The sequence below is a fragment of the Williamsia sp. Y712 genome, from assembly GCF_059445525.1.
On sequence record NZ_JCAIUN010000002.1, the window covers coordinates 493,997 to 511,463 of the forward strand.

Genomic DNA, 17,467 nt, shown 5'->3' on the forward strand with positions numbered 1-17,467 from the left:
CCAGAGGTCAGACGGTGAAACCGAGCGCACGCAACTGTTCGCGTCCGTCATCGGTGATCTTGTCCGGACCCCACGGCGGCAGCCAGACCCAGTTGAGTTCCATGTCCGTGCACAGGCCGGAGGTGACCAGCGCATTGCGCGCCTGATCCTCGATCACATCGGTGAGCGGGCAGGCAGCCGACGTCAGCGTCATGTCGATCTTCGCGACCGCGTCGTTGTCCACGTCGAGGCCGTACACCAGCCCGAGGTCGACGACATTGATACCGAGTTCGGGGTCGACCACGTCGCGCATGGCCTCTTCGATGTCGTCGATGGACGGCAACGAGGTCTGCACCTGCGCCGGCACTGCTGCCGCCGGCGGTGTTGCGACCTCGGTCGAGCCTTCAGGTTCTGATGTTGCTGTCATACCGACTCCCTAGCCGAATCCTGTGTGCCGGCAACGGTTTGTGCCAGCGCGTCCTTGAATGCCATCCAGCCCAGCAGCGCGCACTTCACGCGGGCCGGATACTTGCTCACCCCGACGAATGCGACGCCGTCGCCGATCACGTCTTCGTCGCCTTCGTCGGCGCCGCGCGAGGTCATCATGTTGTTGAACGAATCAACCGTTGCCAGAGCCTGCGTCACGCTCTGGCCGACGAGCTGCTCGAACATCACCGAGGTCGAGGCCTGCGAGATGGAGCAGCCCTGTCCGTCGTAGGACACGTCTGCGACGGTCTCGCCGTCGTCGGACAGCCGGACCCGCAAGGTGACCTCGTCGCCACACGTCGGGTTGACGTGATGGACTTCGGCACCGAACGGATCCCGCAGGCCGCGGCCCTGTGGATGTTTGTAGTGATCGAGGATCACTTCCTGGTACATCTGTTCCATACGCATCAGGCAGTCACCCCACTGGGCACGGTGTCGCCATGTGCTTCGCGCACACCGAAGAACTCCTGGGCCTTGACGATTGCCTTTGCAAGCGCCTCGACCTCATCGAGCGTGTTGTACGCGGCGAACGACGCACGTGCAGTGGCGGCCACACCTAACCGCTTGTGCAGCGGCCAGGCGCAGTGGTGTCCGACGCGGATGGCGACACCTTCGTCGTCCAGGATCTGGCCCAGGTCGTGGGCGTGAATGCCGTCGACCACAAACGAGACCGCTCCCCCACGCTGCTCCGAGGTGGCCGGACCGATGATCCGGACACCCTCGATCGCGCCGAGGGCGGACAACGTGGCTTCGACGAGCGAATGCTCGTGTGCGGCAATCGCGTCCATACCGAGGTCCTGCAAGTAACGAACCGCCGCACCCAACCCGATCACCTGAGACGTCATCGGCACGCCTGCCTCGAAACGCTGCGGCGCGGGTGCGTAGGTGGAGACCTCCATGGAGACCGTTTCGATCATCGAACCGCCAGTGATGAACGGTGGCAGGCCGGCAAGTAGTTCCCGCTTGCCGTACAGCACACCGACACCGGAAGGCCCGAACATCTTGTGGCCGGAGAACGCCGCGAAGTCGACATCGAGGTCGTGGAAGTTCACCGTCATGTGCGGGACCGACTGGCAGGCATCGAGTACCACCAGCGCTCCGACGGCGCGTGCGCGGCGGACCATCTCGGGCACGTCGGCGATGGCACCGGTCACGTTCGACTGATGCGTGAACGCCACCACCTTGACGGTGTCGTCGAGTTCCAGTGAATCCAGATCGATCCGACCCTCGTCGGTCACCCCGTACCACTTGAGTGTTGCGCCCGTCCGGCGGCACAGTTCTTGCCACGGAACCAGATTCGCGTGATGCTCGAGCTCGGTGACGACGACCGTGTCACGGGGACCGAGTGGACTGCCACCGAGCACTCCGGCACTGCGATCGTCGCCGAGGGTGTAGGCCACCAGGTTCAGCGCCTCGGTGGCGTTCTTGGTGAACGCCAACTCGTCGAAATCGGCGCCGACGAATCCGGCAACCACCGCACGCGCATCCTCGTAGGCATCGGTGGCCTCTTCGGCCAGCTGATGCGCTCCGCGGTGAACAGCCGCATTGCAGGTGACCAAAAAGTCGCGTTCGGCATCGAGAACCTGCACCGGACGTTGGCTGGTGGCACCGGAATCGAGGTACACCAGCGGCTTGTTGTCGCGCACCGTACGACCCAGGATCGGGAAGTCGGCACGGACAGCAGTCACGTCCAGCGCAGTCGAAGCGATCGTCTCATCGATGCTTGTCATGTCTGGCCTCCTGGAGGATGTGCGGGCGAAAGGTAGATCCGGCGTCAGGCGGTCGCAGTCTGGGTGAACCGGATGTAACCGTTCTCCTCGAGCTCGTCGGCCAATTCCGGGCCACCCGACTCGACGATGCGACCGTCAATGAAAACATGGACGAAATCAGGCTTGATGTAGCGCAGGATCCGGGTGTAGTGGGTGATCAGCAGAACCCCGCCGTTCTCGCGCTCCTTGTAGCGGTTGACACCCTCGGAGACGACGCGCAGAGCATCGACGTCCAGGCCCGAATCGGTCTCGTCGAGGATCGCGATCTTCGGCTTGAGCAGTCCGAGCTGCAGGATCTCGTGACGCTTCTTCTCGCCACCGGAGAATCCCTCGTTGACACTGCGCTCACCGAACGACGGATTGATCTCCAGCTCGTTCATCGCTTCTTTGGTCTCTTTGACCCACAGTCGCAGCTTCGGTGCCTCGCCGCGGACGGCGGTGGCAGCGGTGCGCAAGAAGTTCGACATCGAGACACCCGGCACCTCGACGGGGTACTGCATCGCCAGGAACAGTCCGGCGCGCGCCCGCTCGTCGACCGACATCTCGAGGACGTTTTCGCCGTCGAGGGTGATGGTGCCCTGCGTCACTTCGTATTTCGGGTGCCCGGCGATGGCGTACGACAGCGTCGACTTGCCGGAGCCGTTGGGGCCCATGATCGCGTGGGTCTTGCCCGACTCGATGGTCAGGTCGACACCCTTGAGGATGTTGATGGGTTCGGCATCGGCGTCGGTCTGCTTGACGTTGACATGCAGATCACGGATTTCCAAAGTAGCCACGGTATTTGAGTTCCTTGCTGATATCTGGGGAAGAGTTTGTGCGTGCCGGCGAGTCAGGCGCCGGCGGCCTCGAGCTCGGCTTCGATGGCGGCCGACAGACGGTCACGCAGGTCTGGCAGCGCGATCCGAGCGATCACCTCGCCGAAGAATCCGCGGACCACCAGTCGGCGGGCCTCCTCTTCGGAGATGCCACGCGACTGCAGGTAGAACAGATGCTCGTCATCGAAACGGCCGGTGGCACTGGCATGTCCGGCGCCGACGATCTCACCCGTCTCGATTTCCAGGTTCGGTACCGAGTCGGCGCGGGCACCATCGGTCAGGATCAGGTTGCGGTTCAGCTCGAAGGTATCGGTGCCCTCGGCCTCGGCGCGGATCAGCACGTCGCCGACCCATACCGTCCTGGCCTCACGGGCCCGGTCGCCTTCGACACCCTGCAGCGCACCCTTGTAGACAACATTCGACCGGCAATGCGGCTGCGAATGATCCACCAGCAGATGCTGTTCGAGATGCTGGCCGGCGTCGGCGAAGTACAGACCCCACAGTTCCGCGTCGCCACCGGGTGCGTCGTAGTGCACCACCTGGCTGAGCCGAACCAATTCGCCACCGAGGCTGATCGCGAAGTGACGCAACACCGCATCCCGGCCGAGCCGGTTGTGGTGGGCGGTCACGTGCACCATGTCGTCGGCCCAGTCGTGGACGTTGAGCACGGTCAGATGCGCACTGTCACCGACGATGAACTCGATGTTCTCGCCGTAGGTGCCACTGCCCTTCTGGTCGATGACAACGGTCGCCTTGGCAAAACGTTCGAGCCGGATCTGGAGATGACCGAATGCCGTCTCGCCGACACCCGGACCCTCGACGGTCACGGTGATCGGTTCGGCGAGTTCGACCTCTTTGCCGACGGTCACCACCGTTGCCGAGGTGAACGACGAATAGGACTGCGCTGCAACCCGATCGAACGGCACGCCGCCCTGACCGAGACGCTTGTCGTCGCGGCCGACCGTTTCAACGGTCACACCCTGCGTGACTCCGGTGACCTCGACGGTCGCCTCGGCGCTGCGCTGGGCTCCGCCGTCGTGCAGACCGCGGAGCTTACGGAACGGCGTGAACTTCCACGCTTCGTCCTTGAAGCGGGGTACTTCGAAGGCGTTCACGTCAAACGACGTGAACATCTCACCTTTGTTGACCGCCGGTCGAGAGTTCTCACCCTGGACCGCACCGACAACACCTGTAGCAGAACTCATCCGACGGAGCCTTCCATCTGCAGTTCGATCAGCCGGTTGAGTTCCAGCGCATATTCCATCGGCAGTTCCTTGGCGATCGGCTCGACGAATCCGCGCACAACCATGGCCATTGCCTCGTCCTCGGTCAGACCGCGGCTCATGAGGTAGAAGATCTGGTCGTCGCTCACCTTGGAGACCGTGGCCTCATGACCCATCGTGACGTCGTCCTCGCGGATGTCGACGTAGGGGTAGGTGTCGCTCCGGCTGATCTGATCGACCAGAAGCGCGTCACATTTCACCGTCGAACGGCTGCCGTGTGCACCCTTGTTGATCTGGACCAGGCCACGGTACGAGGCCCGCCCGCCGCCACGCGCCACCGACTTGCTGATGATGTTCGACGAGGTGTTCGGTGCCAGATGCACCATCTTCGATCCGGTGTCCTGGTGCTGTCCGGGTCCGGCGAACGCAACCGAGAGCACTTCACCCTTGGCGCCTTCACCGGTCATCCACACAGCCGGGTACTTCATGGTGACCTTGGAACCGATGTTGCCGTCGACCCACTCCATGGTGGCGCCGGCTTCGGCCTTGGCCCGCTTGGTGACCAGGTTGTAGACGTTGTTCGACCAGTTCTGAATCGTGGTGTACCGGCAGCGACCACCCTTCTTCACGATGATCTCGACAACGGCCGAGTGCAACGAGTCGGTCTTGTAGATCGGCGCGGTGCAACCCTCGACGTAATGCACGTAGGCACCCTCGTCGACGATGATCAGCGTGCGCTCGAACTGACCCATGTTCTCTGTGTTGATCCGGAAGTAGGCCTGCAGCGGGATGTCGACATGGACGCCCGGCGGGACGTAGATGAACGAACCGCCCGACCAGACCGCGGTGTTCAGTGCGGAGAACTTGTTGTCGCCTGCCGGGATGACCGTGCCGAAGTACTCCCGGAACAGTTCCGGCTGTTCCTTCAATGCGGTGTCGGTGTCGAGGAACAGCACACCCTGCTGCTCGAGATCTTCACGAATCGAGTGGTAGACGACCTCGGACTCGTACTGTGCGGCGACACCGGAGACCAGCCGCTGCTTCTCGGCTTCCGGGATGCCCAGTCGGTCGTAGGTGTTCTTGATGTCTTCGGGCAGATCGTCCCAGGTGGCTGCCTGCTTCTCGCTGGAGCGCACGAAGTACTTGATGTTGTCGAAGTCGATGCCGTCGAGGTCGCTGCCCCAGTTCGGCATGGGCTTGCGGTCGAAGATCGACAACGCCTTGAGGCGCGCCGCGAGCATCCACTCGGGCTCACTCTTCTTCGACGAGATGTCTGCGACAACCGCTTCGGACAGGCCGCGCTTGGCGCTGGCGCCCGCGACATCGGAATCGGACCAGCCGTATCCGTATGAACCGAAAGAGTCGATCGTCTCTTCCTGTGTCAGAACGCCCGCCGGTACTGCTGCGGGGGTGGGGTCTGTGACCGTCATATGTGACTCCTTCCGGAGGCTACCGATGCCGACGCGGACTGGGCGTCGACCTGATTTGCCCCCTGCATTTTTGCAAGTGGCACGTGGGTGGTGCATGCGCAGTCGCCGTTGGCGATCGTTGCCAGACGCTGCACGTGGGTACCGAGTTTCGCGGTGAACACCGCAGTTTCTGCTTCGCACAATTCCGGGAACTCGGCGGCCACGTGCGCCACCGGACAATGGTGCTGGCAGATCTGCACACCATTTCCAACGCGACGAGTGGTGGCAGAAAATCCCGCACTGGTCAAAGCTTCGGCAATTTGTTCGGCGGTGTTCTCGAGTTCTTCTGCCGAACTGCCCGATACGGGCACGTCAGAGACGATTTCCTGAGCGCGTTCCATGGCGAAGTCGGTAACCGCCTCCTCGCCACCGATCGTGCGCAGGCGGCGCATGACAGCGCCGGCGAGATCGTCGTAAGCGTGCTTGAGGCGTCCACGACCGCTCGATGTGAGCTGGAAATGCTTGGCCGGACGTCCGCGCCCACGGTGCGCGTAGCGCGGCGCTGCGGTCGCGATCACATCACCCGATGCGATCATCGCGTCGAGATGACGACGTACCGCGGTAGGTGTGATACCGAGCTCTTCGCTGATGTGTACCGCCGTGACCGGTCCCTGTTCGAGAATCAGGGTGACCACCGCGGCCCGGGTCTGGCCGTCATGACTGACCGGAACCGGCGAATCAACGCCGATATGTGTGCCCGGAGCAGCAGACTGTGACACCGGAGCAGCAGACATCGATGCCCCTTCCGGGGCATGCGAGGTACCAACAACCGTTTTCACAACACAAGTGTTACCGAAATAGATTCCGATTGCTAGCAAGGGTCACCTTGCTTGATCAACGCCACACTTTCGGCCCGGTACCGGAGCATCGGCAGCGCAGGGCTGACCGGGCTGAAATCACCAGACGATTACAGTCTCACCTGTGCCGGATACCGCAGCCCCCGAAGTCGACCCTCCCGTCGACCCCAAAAAGACTGCACCGGCGACCGACGCTGCACGGGGGTCCAGAGGCCCGATTCGCGGAGAATTCCGCAAGGCGCTCGAGTACCTGGGCCTGCGACGTGTCGGCGAACCCGTGCCGGACCCCGACGCCACCGGCGACTACGGCGTGGCGGTCGCGCGGCTACATGATGACGAGTCCGAGGTCGGGCCGCTCACCAGAGCCGAGAACAAGCGTCTGCTGAGTATCCGCGTGTTCGGGACCCTGGGTTCGGTCCTGGTGCTGGTCGGATCACTCGGTACCGGCGCGCTCCCGGTCCTGCAGAATCCGCTCGCCGGTATGCGCGTGTTGTCTCTGCCGTCCCGGATGTGGCCGGTCGCGCTGACGTTCTCGCTCACCGGAGTCGTGATCCTGGTCCTGGCGTGGTTGTTGCTCGGAAGGTTCGCGGTCGGGCGCCTCGGTGTCGACGTGTTGAAGGACCGATCGCCCCAGCGACGGATGACGCGTAGCCAGGCCGATCGCACACTGCTGGTCTGGATCCTCCCGTTCGTGCTGGCACCACCGATGCTCAGCAAGGACGTCTACTCCTACCTGGCGCAGAGCGAGATCGCCGCCCGCGGCCTCGACCCGTACAAGATCAGCCCGGCTGCGGGCCTGGGCATCGATCACGTGTTCACCAGGTCGGTGCCGAACATCTGGCGCGAGACCCCGGCGCCCTACGGCCCACTGTTCCTCTGGCTCGGAGACCAGATCACGCATCTGACCGGTGAGAACATCCCGGCAGCGTTGGCCGCGCACCGGGTGCTCGCACTGCTCGGTGTGGCGATGATCGTCTGGGCGCTGCCCCGCCTGGCGGGCCGATGCGGTGTCTCTCCGGTCGCGGCGCTGTGGCTCGGAGCCATGAACCCCCTGCTCATCCTGCATCTGGTCGGCGGAATCCACAACGAAGCGCTGATGCTCGGCATGATGCTCGCCGGACTCGAGCTGTGTTTCCGGGGGATCGATTCACCCGACCGGCTCCGAAAACCCGGTTCGTGGTCACCGAGCCCACCGGGGTGGATTCTGGTTGCCGGCGTCGTGGTGATCGCCGGCTCCTGCATGATCAAGGTCTCCTCGATCCTCGCGCTCGGATTTGTCGGCGTGGCACTGGCCCGCCGCTGGGGCGCAACCCTCCCGGCGCTGCGTCACGCTCCGGTCCGCGAGTACTGGCAACGCTCCAAACGCAGCGTGCTGGCGCTGCTGGGTGCCGCAGGCCTGCTGGCGGTGATCCTGGCGGTGGTCATCGTCGTCCTCTGTGTCGGTACCGGACTGGGATTCGGCTGGACGAAGACTTTGTCGACCGGCGGGGTCGTGCGTTCATGGATGTCGATGCCGACCTTCATGTCGGTGACCACCGGCCGGGTCGGAGTACTACTCGGTCTCGGCGATCAGACCCAGGCGATGCTCGACGTCGCCCAACCGATCGGGCAGGTGATCGCCGGAATTCTGGTGATTCGCTGGCTGCTCGCCGCGCTGGCAGGCCGGATCCACCCCGTCGGGGCCCTCGGGTTGGCGATGGGCAGCTTCGTGCTGTTCTTCCCATTCGTCCAGCCCTGGTATCTGCTGTGGTTCATCATCCCGCTGGCGGCCTGGGCCACCGGGCGGTGGTTCCGCCTGATCGCGATCACGCTCTCGGCGATCATCTCCGTCGTCGTACTGCCGACCGGTGCCGGTACGCGTGGTTTCCAGCTGGCCGAGGCCATCGTCGCGGCGGTCCTTCTTGTGGCAATACTCACAGCGTTGTTCTTCGAAGAGATGCCGTGGCAGCGCCGACGACGCGTGAACGCCGAGGACACCGACAAGGCAACCGCGCAGAACTGACCGCGAACCAGGCACTCGAAGGTCACCCGTGTTCGGTTCCCCAGCGCAGGCCGCTTACTCTTGGACGTTGTGAACAGCCCGTCGTACGCTCCCGGGGTCACCGGTGCCGCGGCGACCGGCCCAGCCCTGTCGGTCAAAGGCCTGGTGAAGAGATTCGGCGAGACAACCGCGGTCGGCGGTCTCGACTTCGAACTCCAGACCGGCGAGATCCTGGCCATTCTGGGTCCCAACGGTGCAGGTAAGACCACCACAGTCGAAATCTGCGAAGGCTTCGCCTCGCCGGATTCCGGTGAGGTCACCCTCCTGGGCCTTGATCCCATCGCAGACAACGAGGCAGTCCGCAGCCGTATCGGCGTGATGCTCCAGGGCGGTGGCGCATATCCGGGCGCCCGCGCGGGCGAGATGTTGCGGCTGTGTGCCTCGTACTCCGCCGATCCCCTCGACCCGGACTGGCTCCTGCAGAACCTTGGACTCGTCGACGCCCAGCGCACGCCGTATCGGCGACTCTCGGGTGGACAACAACAACGCCTCGCGCTCGGCTGCGCACTGGTGGGCCGTCCCGAAGTGGTCTTTCTCGACGAACCCACCGCCGGCATGGATGCGCACGCCCGGATCATGGTGTGGGAGCTGATCGATCGCCTACGAGCCGACGGCGTCTCGGTGCTGCTGACCACCCATCTGATGGATGAGGCCGAAGCGCTCGCGGATCAGGTGCTGATCATCGATCACGGGGTCGAGGTCGCCAAGGGCTCCCCCGCCGAACTGACCAGCCGCGGAGCCGAGAACGAGCTACGATTCCACGCGCCCCGCGGACTCGACATGACCCACCTGGAGTCTGTTCTGCCAGAAGGCTATTCGTGCACCGAGTTCACGCCGGGCGGGTACCTGGTCACCGGCCATGTCACCCCGAAGGTGTTGGCCATGGTGACCGCATGGTGTGCGGAGATCGATGTACTGGCAACCGACCTGCAGGTCGAGACACGGAGCCTGGAAGACGTCTTCCTGGATCTGACCGGCCGAGGGATGCGCGAATGACCACTGCACGACCGAACAGCGACAACCGCTTCGCCGCGGGCACATTCACCCCGCGGCCGAGCCCGGCCCCGATCCGCAAAATGCTCACCGCCCAGTCCCGGATCGAATTGCTCCTGCTGCTGCGCAACGGCGAGCAACAACTGCTGACCATGTTCATCCCGATCACCATGCTGATCGGGCTGTGTCTGCTGCCCATCGGCGACTTCGACGAATCCCGGGCCGACATGTTCGTGCCCGCGATCATGACCGTTGCGGTGATGTCGACCGCATTCACCGGCCAGGCGATCGCCGTCGGATTCGATCGCCGGTACGGCGCGCTCAAGCGACTCGGGGCCACCCCCTTGCCGCGATGGGGTGTGATCGCAGGCAAATCCATCGCGGTTGCCATCGTGGTCAGCATGCAGGCGGTGATCCTCGGCGTCATCGGGCTGATCCTGGGCTGGGAGCCCTCAGCGGCCGGACTCCTGCTCGGCATCCTGGTGATCGCCATCGGCACGCTCATGTTCTCGGCGATGGGCTTGCTGCTCGGCGGCACCCTCAAGGCCGAGATCGTCCTGGCCCTGGCCAACCTGCTGTGGTTCGCATTCCTCGGGATCGCGTCGATCGTCGTGATCGGCGACAGTATTCCGACCGCGGTCGAGTGGTTCGCCCGGTGCACTCCGTCGGGCGCCCTGAGCGAGGCCCTGCATCAGGCAACGTCGGGTTCGCTGGACCTGGTCGGCATCGCAGTGCTCTGCGCCTGGGGTATCGCCGCCGGTACCGCCGCCGTTCGTTACTTCAAGTTCACCTGAACCGCGACCATCAAACCCGGCAACCTACGATCATTACCGTGTACCGCTTGTTTGTCCGGCTCGTCGACCGGCTCCCGCTCCCGTCCCTGCGTTTTCAGATCCTCTCCGCATTGGCGGTGGTACTGACGCAGGCGGGCATCGCGGTCACCGGGTCGATCGTCCGGGTGACGTCGTCCGGACTCGGGTGCCCGACGTGGCCCCAGTGTTTCCCCGGCAGCTTCACCCCGGTCCAGCACGACGAGATCGCCGCGATTCACACCGCGGTCGAGTTCGGCAACCGACTGCTGACCTTCCTGGTGACCCTCACCGCCGCGATCATCGTGATCGCCGTGACGCGGGCGCGGCGCAGATACGAGGTTCGCCTCTACGCCTGGCTGATGCCGGCGTCGACGATCGTCCAGGCCGTCATGGGCGGCATCACCGTACTGACCGGTCTGCTGTGGTGGACGGTCGCGATCCACCTGATCTTGTCGATGGGCATGGTGTGGCTGGCGGTTCTGCTGCTGGAAAAGGTGCGCGAACCCGACGACGTCGAAGCCGTCGCTGTGGTGCCTGCGCCCATCCGGTGTCTGACGGTCTTGTCCGCAATCCTGATGACCGGGGTTCTGATCGCCGGAACGATGGTGACCGGCGCCGGACCCCACGCCGGTGACAAGAGCATCGACAAACCCGTGCCCCGATTGAAGATCGAGATCACCACGCTGGTTCATCTGCACGCCGATCTGTTGATCGCCTACCTGTCGGTGCTGGTGGCAATCGGTTTTGCACTCTTCGCCGTCAAGGCTCCCGAACGACTGAAGCGGCGGCTCTATGTGGTCGTCGCCGTGGTCGTCGCGCAGGCGTTGGTGGGTGTGACCCAGTACGCCACCGACATCCCGGCACTACTGGTGGTCCTCCACGTCGCGGGCGCCGGAGCCAGCGTGGCTGCCACGGCCGCCCTGTGGGTCGCGATGCGGCCCCGGCAGGCACCGACCACGTCCGGGACGAAGTCGGCCACCCCACCGGTCGAGGCCGCATCCGCGTCCTAGCTGTTCGGGTGCTGGCTGCTCGGGTCCTGGCTGTTCGGGTCCTACGTGTTGGCGACCCAGCCCGCCATCTTGCGGTAGTGCGACGGCTTCACGGTCGCGGTTGACGTCAGTTCGCGATCCCACTCGCCGATCTCGAGGCCCTCGACCTGTTCGACGATCGCCTTGGCGGTGTCGAGATCGGGCACCACCTGATCGCCCAGGATGCCGCCCTCGCCGCCGACCAGGGTGATCCGAACACCCGCTGCTCCGACGGGCTGCAAAACAGCTGTTGCCGACCCTCCCTCGCGCGCCACGTACTTGCTGATCGCTGCGATGACCGCCTTGTGTTCGCTCATGCGCCACAGCTTAGTTGGGGCTTCGGCCGCTCCGGGATCGGACACCCCCGCTGCGTACGGATCAGGCGGGTGGGTACAACTACAGTCATGCACGCAATCCAGGTGAGTCGACACGGTGGACCCGAAGTTCTCGAATACGTCGAACTGCCGGACCCCCAGCCGGCGCCGGGAGAGATTCTGGTGCGGGTTGCAGCCATCGGTGTGAACTTCATCGACACCTATCAGCGGGCAGGCATCTATGCGATGCAACTGCCGTACATCCCGGGCAGCGAAGGCGCCGGTGTCGTCGTCGCTGTCGGCGACGGCGTGGAATCGCCCTCTGTGGGTCAGCGGGTCGCCTGGTGCGACGCCCCGGGAAGTTACGCCGAACTCGTCACCGTGCCCGCCCACGTTGCCGTCGCGGTCCCGGACGGTGTCAGCGACGAGGTTGCTGCCTCGGCGTTGCTGCAGGGCTGCACCGCCCACTATCTGCTCGACGGATCGTCGCACCCGAAGGCGGGTGACACCGTGCTGCTCCACGCCGGTGCCGGCGGAGTCGGCCTCGTCCTCACGCAGATGGCCAAAGCCAAGGGCATTCGGATCATCACCACCGTGTCGAACGATGCCAAGGAGGCGTTGTCGCGGGGTGCGGGCGCAGACGAGGTGCTCCGGTACGGCGACGACCTCGCCGATCGCGTCCGGGACCTCACCGACGGCAAAGGTGTGGCCGTTGTCTACGACGGCGTCGGAGCCGACACCATCGACCAGAGCATCGCGGCAACTGCGGTCCGGGGCATGGTGGTGCTGTTCGGTGCCGCCAGTGGTCCGGTCCCCCCATTCGACCTCCAGCGGCTCAACGCAGCCGGATCCCTGTCGATCACCCGTCCGAAACTGGGAGATTTCATCGCCGACCCCGCCGAACGTGCGTGGCGGGCCGGCGACGTCATGAGCGGAATCAACAACGGGACGGTCAATGTGCACGTCGGACACCGCTATGAATTGCCCGAAGCCGCCCGTGCCCACATCGACCTGCAGGCGCGGGCCACGAGCGGCTCGGTGGTCTTGCTGCCGGTCAGTTCGGAGTGAACACCGGGTTGTCGGCCGACAGATCGACGTCCCCGTAGAGGTACTGGGTGTCGGTCTCGGTTTTGGTCTCGGCCGGCCGCGATCCCGAAGCCTTGGTGCGGAACGTCACCGACCAGTTCAGCTGGCCATCGACCGACACCTCGTTCGGGTTGTCGTATCCGAGCCGGGTCTCCAGGCCATCGAGGCTGGGCGCGGTCCACACCGCCGAACCCGGTTCCGGGTCGTAGGCGTAGACGTCCTGTTCACAACCGGGCTTGTCGGTGCTCGCGTCGGGCTCTTTCGACAACGCACAGTTGTCGACGAAGGCCTGCACCGCCGTCTCGACAGCTGAGGATCCCGTCCCGCTCAGAGACACGGTCGGCGCGCTCGTCGATCCGTAGCTGCTCCCCGACATCGCGAATTCCGATTTCTCCTCGTCGAGGACGGTGAAGTTCCTGTTCGAGGTCCCCCACTCGATCGGGCCCGGAAAGACGTAGATCTTCGCCTCGTTCTCGACGGGCACCCCGAATACCGTCAGCCCGGGGATCCCGTTCTTGAAGTACGAGATGTCGATGTCGACGGCTCCGTCGTCGAGGCGCCAGTCATCACCGGCCTTGCTGAGCATGAATGTCTCGTCGGCCTTGCGATCACCGAACGTGTACGTGGCCTGCACCGTCGCCATGTCGCTGGACTCGGAGGTGTCGATGATCTTCACATCGGTGATCGGGGCGATCTCCTGCTGCTTGCTCAGGACGTCGTCGGTGAGCAGCAGTTCGGACGCCTGTGTCTTCATCAGACCGCGGGCCTTGGCGGAATCACCGTCGGCCAGTGCCTGCAGGTACGACTCGACCGTCGCGTCGGGTCCGCTCGACGAACTGCCGCCGGTGAAAACGACCAGTGAGACGACGAGGATCACGACAACAGCAGCGGCAGCGGCGGCCAGGGCGATGAACAACGGCTTCTTGGATTTGGGGGGCGGGACGGGCCCGCCTCCGCCATGCGGCCAGGGGGCCTGCCCCGGTTGCGCATACGGCGCATAGGCCCCGTAGTTGGGATCAACCCCGGGCGGCACCTGGCCTGCCGGATTCTGCGACGGCGGGTACTGACCGAATTGCGGCTGACCAGCGAGGGTCGGTTCCGAATACGGCTGCCAACCGGCCTCGTCAGGACCCGGGCCCGGACCATACGGATGTGACACATTCCCCCCGATCAGGTAACTCCGGCCGTCACCCCAACGGCCGATCTGAAAACGTTAACTTGTTCGGCCGCAACTGCCATCACAGGCGTCCGGTATTCGGCCGACGCGACGATCAGAACAGGCTGGACAGAGTCGGCAAACCGATGACCGAATCGATTGCCAGGCCACAGAAAACCACGGCCAGATACTCGTTGGACTGCAGGAAGACCTTCAGCGGTACGACTTCTTCGCCACGCTGGGTTCCGCGGTAGAGCTTGTGCACCACGTAGATGAACCATCCGCCTGCGATGACGGCAACCGCGGTGTAGATCCAGCTGGTCGCCCAGCACAGGACGAGCGTGCTCAGAACGGTCGCCCAGGTGTAGGCCAGCATCTGACGGGTAACCTGCACCTCGGTGGCGATCACGGGCAGCATCGGGACACCCGCAGCGCGGTAGTCCTCCTTGTAGCGCATCGCCAGCGCCCAGGTGTGCGGCGGAGTCCAGAAGAAGATCACCGCGAACAACACCAACGGTTCCCAGCTCAGCGTCCCGGTGACCGCGGTCCAGCCGACCAGCGTCGGCATACAGCCGGCGGCCCCACCCCAGACGACGTTCTGCCAGGTGCGACGCTTCAAGATCATCGTGTAGACGAAGACGTAGAACGCGATGGTTGCCATCACCAGCAGCGCACTGAGCAGGTTGGTCGTCGTGAACAGCACCACAAAGGACGCCGCTCCGAGAGCCAGACCGAAGATCAGGGCACTACGTGTCGACACCGCGTGACGGGCCAGGGGCCGCCGTTCGGTGCGCTTCATCTTCTGATCGATGTCCGCGTCGACAACCATGTTCAGGGTGTTGGCGCTGGCCGCACCCAGCCAGCCACCGAGCAGGGTCCAGGCCATCAAGGCCGGATCCACATGCCCACGATCGGCCAACAGCATCACCGGAATCGTCGCCACGAGCAGCAATTCGATGACGCGAGGCTTGGTCAACGCGAGATACGCGAGCGCCAATCCCGAAATCCGCCCACGAACGCTGGTGGTGGTGGGCTCCACGGGAGCAACCTCACCACCATCTGACGCTGGGGAGGAGGCGAAACCGTGTCCGCTCACACGTTCCCCAATCCGCACTAGATCTCCTGACTCATGCTCTTCTACTACAGGGAATGGTAGACGGAGGTCGGTCCCAAACAGCAATCGAGGTCCGATCGCCCGCCTATCTGTGGCGTCGGTTACCACGGGCCCTCCCCCGCCGATTCGCGAGCCGTAGCCCGCGGCGACGGCTCCGGGCGACTACCCTAGATGGCGGACTGTGCATTGCCCAGGCCAGTGACAAATGTCGAGCCCCGGAATCAGAAGTTTGAGCTTGAGGAGTTCAGAAGATCGTGTCAGCAACAGATGAGATTCGCACACTAACTCAGGCTTCACACCCCGCAGACTGGACTGCAGTCGACACCAAAGCAGTTGACACGGTTCGTGTTCTGGCTGCCGACGCGGTCCAGAAGTGTGGAAGCGGACACCCGGGGACCGCCATGAGTCTGGCTCCCCTGGCCTACACCCTCTTCCAGCGGGTGATGCAGCACGACCCGAACGACACCGATTGGATGGGCCGCGACCGTTTCATCCTCTCCTGTGGCCACTCGAGCCTGACCCTCTACATCCAGCTGTACCTCGGCGGCTTCGGGCTCGAACTCGAGGACATCGAGGCGCTGCGCACCTGGGATTCGAAGACCCCCGGCCATCCGGAGTACCGGCACACCCGCGGTGTCGAGATGACCACCGGTCCGCTGGGTCAGGGTCTGGCCTCCGCGGTGGGCATGGCCATGGCCGCCCGCTACGAGCGCGGCCTGTTCGATCCCGACGCACCGGTCGGGCAGAGCGCTTTCGATCACTACATCTACGTGATCGCCTCCGACGGCGACATCGAAGAGGGCGTGACCTCCGAGGCGAGTTCACTTGCAGGCACCCAGCAGCTCGGCAACCTCATCGTCTTCTATGACAAGAACCACATCTCGATCGAGGACGACACCGACATCGCGCTGTCCGAGGACGTCGCCGCGCGGTACGAGGCCTACGGCTGGCACGTGCAGCACGTCGAAGGTGGAGAAAATGTCACCGCGATCGAGGAAGCCGTCGAGAAGGCCAAGGCCGTGATCGACAGGCCCTCGATCATCGTGCTTCGCACCATCATCGGCTACCCCGCCCCGAACAAGATGAACACCGGCGGTATCCACGGCTCGGCACTGGGCGCCGACGAGGTGGCCGCCACCAAGCAAGCGTTGGGCTTCGACCCCGACAAGAGCTTCGACGTCTCCGACGAGGTCATCACCCACACCCGCGCGCTCGTCGACCGCGGCGCCGAGCTCCGCAAGGCCTGGGACAAGTCCTTCGACGAATGGGCGCAGGCCTACCCCGACCGCAAGGCACTGCTCGACCGCCTCGTGGTCAACGGCCTGCCCGAGGGCTGGACCGATGTGCTCCCGAAGTGGGAGGTCGGCGACAAGGACGTGGCAACCCGATCGGCGTCCGGCAAGGTACTCTCGGCGCTCGGCCCGATTCTGCCCGAACTCTGGGGCGGTTCTGCCGACCTCGCAGGCAGCAACAACACCACGATGGACGGTGCAGCCTCGTTCGGACCGGAGGGCATCAGCACCAAGTCGTGGAGCGCCAACCCGTACGGCCGGACACTGCACTTCGGTATCCGCGAGCACGCGATGGGCGCGATCCTGTCGGGCATCGTCCGGCACGGCCCGACCCGCGCATACGGCGGTACGTTCCTGCAGTTCGCCGACTACATGCGTCCCGCGGTGCGTCTGGCCGCCCTGATGAAGACCGATCCGATCTACGTCTGGACCCACGACTCGATCGGTCTCGGCGAGGACGGGCCCACGCATCAGCCGATCGAACACCTCGCATCCCTGCGCGCGATCCCCAACCTCGACGTGGTGCGTCCCGGCGACGCCAACGAGACGGCATACGCCTGGCAGAACATCATGATCCGGCGACACAACCCGGTCGGGTTGGCGCTGACCCGCCAGAACCTGCCGATCCTCGAGGGCACATCGGCCGAGGGCGTGGCCATGGGTGGCTACATCCTGTCGGAGCCCGAGAGCGAGCCCCAGGTGATCCTGATCGGAACCGGATCCGAGGTGTACCTCGCCGTTGAAGCGCAAAAAGCATTGAAGGACAAGGGCATTGCCGCCCGCGTCGTCTCGATGCCGTGTGTCGAGTGGTTCGACGAGCAGGATGAGTCGTACCGCACCTCGGTGCTGCCGCCTGCGCTGAAGGCCCGCGTGGTCGTCGAGGCAGGCATCGCGATGCCGTGGTACCGACTGGTCGGCGACGGCGGCGAGATCGTCTCGATCGAGCACTACGGCGCATCGGCCGACTACAAGGTCCTCTACGAAAAGTTCGGGATCACCGCGGAGGCCGTGACCGCCGCAGCCGAGCGCGCAATCGCGAAGCAATCCTGAACGCCATCGCAAAACAGTCCTGAACTCCCCACCATTTGAAATT

General features: G+C 64.5%; 16 protein-coding genes. 6 read left to right on the plus strand and 10 right to left on the minus strand.

The window, feature by feature from the left end; all coding sequences use genetic code 11:
- Positions 1 to 7: 7 nt before the first annotated feature.
- The 7 genes from AC1D75_RS17125 to AC1D75_RS17155 are packed head-to-tail and all read right to left on the minus strand — an operon-like array spanning position 8 to position 6,475.
- Complete coding sequence (locus AC1D75_RS17125) at positions 8 to 406, minus strand: metal-sulfur cluster assembly factor (protein ID WP_495516522.1); 399 nt, start codon at positions 404 to 406, stop codon at positions 8 to 10.
- Positions 403 to 873, minus strand: a complete 471-nt coding sequence (sufU, locus tag AC1D75_RS17130; RefSeq protein ID WP_495516523.1) for a Fe-S cluster assembly sulfur transfer protein SufU — start codon at positions 871 to 873, stop codon at positions 403 to 405. The genes AC1D75_RS17125 and sufU overlap by 4 nt, the downstream gene beginning before the upstream one ends.
- A complete protein-coding gene (locus AC1D75_RS17135; RefSeq protein WP_495516524.1) occupies positions 873 to 2,195 on the minus strand; it encodes a SufS family cysteine desulfurase in 1,323 nt (440 codons plus the stop codon). The genes sufU and AC1D75_RS17135 overlap by 1 nt, the downstream gene beginning before the upstream one ends.
- A 44-nt stretch (positions 2,196 to 2,239) precedes the next feature.
- Positions 2,240 to 3,010: a Fe-S cluster assembly ATPase SufC gene (sufC, locus tag AC1D75_RS17140; protein WP_495516525.1), complete on the minus strand. Its 771-nt coding sequence runs from the start codon at positions 3,008 to 3,010 to the stop codon at positions 2,240 to 2,242.
- A gap of 53 nt (positions 3,011 to 3,063) precedes the next feature.
- Complete coding sequence (sufD, locus tag AC1D75_RS17145) at positions 3,064 to 4,254, minus strand: Fe-S cluster assembly protein SufD (RefSeq protein ID WP_495516526.1); 1,191 nt, start codon at positions 4,252 to 4,254, stop codon at positions 3,064 to 3,066.
- A complete protein-coding gene (gene sufB, locus AC1D75_RS17150; RefSeq protein ID WP_495516527.1) occupies positions 4,251 to 5,702 on the minus strand; it encodes a Fe-S cluster assembly protein SufB in 1,452 nt (483 codons plus the stop codon). Before sufB ends, sufD begins: the two co-directional genes overlap by 4 nt.
- Complete coding sequence (locus tag AC1D75_RS17155; RefSeq protein WP_495516528.1) at positions 5,699 to 6,475, minus strand: helix-turn-helix transcriptional regulator; 777 nt, start codon at positions 6,473 to 6,475, stop codon at positions 5,699 to 5,701. Before AC1D75_RS17155 ends, sufB begins: the two co-directional genes overlap by 4 nt.
- Positions 6,476 to 6,755: 280 nt before the next feature.
- Between AC1D75_RS17155 and mptB the strand changes: the two genes are divergently transcribed.
- The 4 genes from mptB (at position 6,756) to AC1D75_RS17175 (ending at position 11,394) form a co-directional block, all read left to right on the plus strand.
- On the plus strand, positions 6,756 to 8,540 hold the full coding sequence (gene mptB, locus AC1D75_RS17160) for a polyprenol phosphomannose-dependent alpha 1,6 mannosyltransferase MptB (protein ID WP_495516909.1): 1,785 nt from the start codon (positions 6,756 to 6,758) through the stop codon (positions 8,538 to 8,540).
- Between the two features lie 69 nt (positions 8,541 to 8,609).
- Positions 8,610 to 9,575 carry an ABC transporter ATP-binding protein gene (locus AC1D75_RS17165; RefSeq protein ID WP_495516529.1) on the plus strand — a complete coding sequence of 322 codons (966 nt, stop codon included), beginning with the start codon at positions 8,610 to 8,612 and terminating at the stop codon, positions 9,573 to 9,575.
- Entirely contained in the window at positions 9,572 to 10,366 is a 795-nt protein-coding gene (locus AC1D75_RS17170) for an ABC transporter permease (protein WP_495516530.1), read from the plus strand. The genes AC1D75_RS17165 and AC1D75_RS17170 overlap by 4 nt, the downstream gene beginning before the upstream one ends.
- Before the next feature lie 32 nt (positions 10,367 to 10,398).
- A complete protein-coding gene (locus tag AC1D75_RS17175; RefSeq protein ID WP_495516910.1) occupies positions 10,399 to 11,394 on the plus strand; it encodes a COX15/CtaA family protein in 996 nt (331 codons plus the stop codon).
- 41 nt (positions 11,395 to 11,435) lie between these two features.
- On the opposite strand, the gene AC1D75_RS17180 is transcribed toward AC1D75_RS17175, so the two are convergent.
- On the minus strand, positions 11,436 to 11,729 hold the full coding sequence (locus AC1D75_RS17180) for a hypothetical protein (protein ID WP_495516531.1): 294 nt from the start codon (positions 11,727 to 11,729) through the stop codon (positions 11,436 to 11,438).
- A gap of 87 nt (positions 11,730 to 11,816) precedes the next feature.
- Between AC1D75_RS17180 and AC1D75_RS17185 the strand changes: the two genes are divergently transcribed.
- Positions 11,817 to 12,794, plus strand: coding sequence for a quinone oxidoreductase family protein (locus AC1D75_RS17185; protein ID WP_495516911.1), 978 nt, complete (start codon positions 11,817 to 11,819; stop codon positions 12,792 to 12,794).
- On the opposite strand, the gene AC1D75_RS17190 is transcribed toward AC1D75_RS17185, so the two are convergent.
- On the minus strand, positions 12,781 to 13,971 hold the full coding sequence (locus AC1D75_RS17190) for an Rv0361 family membrane protein (RefSeq protein WP_495516532.1): 1,191 nt from the start codon (positions 13,969 to 13,971) through the stop codon (positions 12,781 to 12,783). The genes AC1D75_RS17185 and AC1D75_RS17190 overlap by 14 nt on opposite strands.
- 112 nt (positions 13,972 to 14,083) lie before the next feature.
- On the minus strand, positions 14,084 to 15,064 hold the full coding sequence (locus AC1D75_RS17195) for a heme o synthase (RefSeq protein WP_495516533.1): 981 nt from the start codon (positions 15,062 to 15,064) through the stop codon (positions 14,084 to 14,086).
- Positions 15,065 to 15,336: 272 nt separating this feature from the next.
- Between AC1D75_RS17195 and tkt the strand changes: the two genes are divergently transcribed.
- The gene (gene tkt, locus AC1D75_RS17200) at positions 15,337 to 17,424 is read left to right on the plus strand and encodes a transketolase (protein ID WP_495516534.1); all 2,088 of its coding nucleotides are present in this window, start codon (positions 15,337 to 15,339) and stop codon (positions 17,422 to 17,424) included.
- Positions 17,425 to 17,467: the final 43 nt, after the last annotated feature.

What these genes read in the sequence shown, in the direction of transcription:
- AC1D75_RS17155 (WP_495516528.1), bottom strand. Translation starts at nt 6,475, where the DNA reads ATGTCTGCTGCTCCGGTGTCACAGTCTGCTGCTCCGGGCACACATATC.
- sufD (WP_495516526.1), bottom strand. Translation starts at nt 4,254, where the DNA reads ATGAGTTCTGCTACAGGTGTTGTCGGTGCGGTCCAGGGTGAGAACTCT.
- AC1D75_RS17125 (WP_495516522.1), bottom strand. Translation starts at nt 406, where the DNA reads ATGACAGCAACATCAGAACCTGAAGGCTCGACCGAGGTCGCAACACCG.
- AC1D75_RS17135 (WP_495516524.1), bottom strand. Translation starts at nt 2,195, where the DNA reads ATGACAAGCATCGATGAGACGATCGCTTCGACTGCGCTGGACGTGACT.
- AC1D75_RS17170 (WP_495516530.1), top strand. Translation starts at nt 9,572, where the DNA reads ATGACCACTGCACGACCGAACAGCGACAACCGCTTCGCCGCGGGCACA.
- sufU (WP_495516523.1), bottom strand. Translation starts at nt 873, where the DNA reads ATGCGTATGGAACAGATGTACCAGGAAGTGATCCTCGATCACTACAAA.
- AC1D75_RS17180 (WP_495516531.1), bottom strand. Translation starts at nt 11,729, where the DNA reads ATGAGCGAACACAAGGCGGTCATCGCAGCGATCAGCAAGTACGTGGCG.
- sufB (WP_495516527.1), bottom strand. Translation starts at nt 5,702, where the DNA reads ATGACGGTCACAGACCCCACCCCCGCAGCAGTACCGGCGGGCGTTCTG.
- AC1D75_RS17185 (WP_495516911.1), top strand. Translation starts at nt 11,817, where the DNA reads ATGCACGCAATCCAGGTGAGTCGACACGGTGGACCCGAAGTTCTCGAA.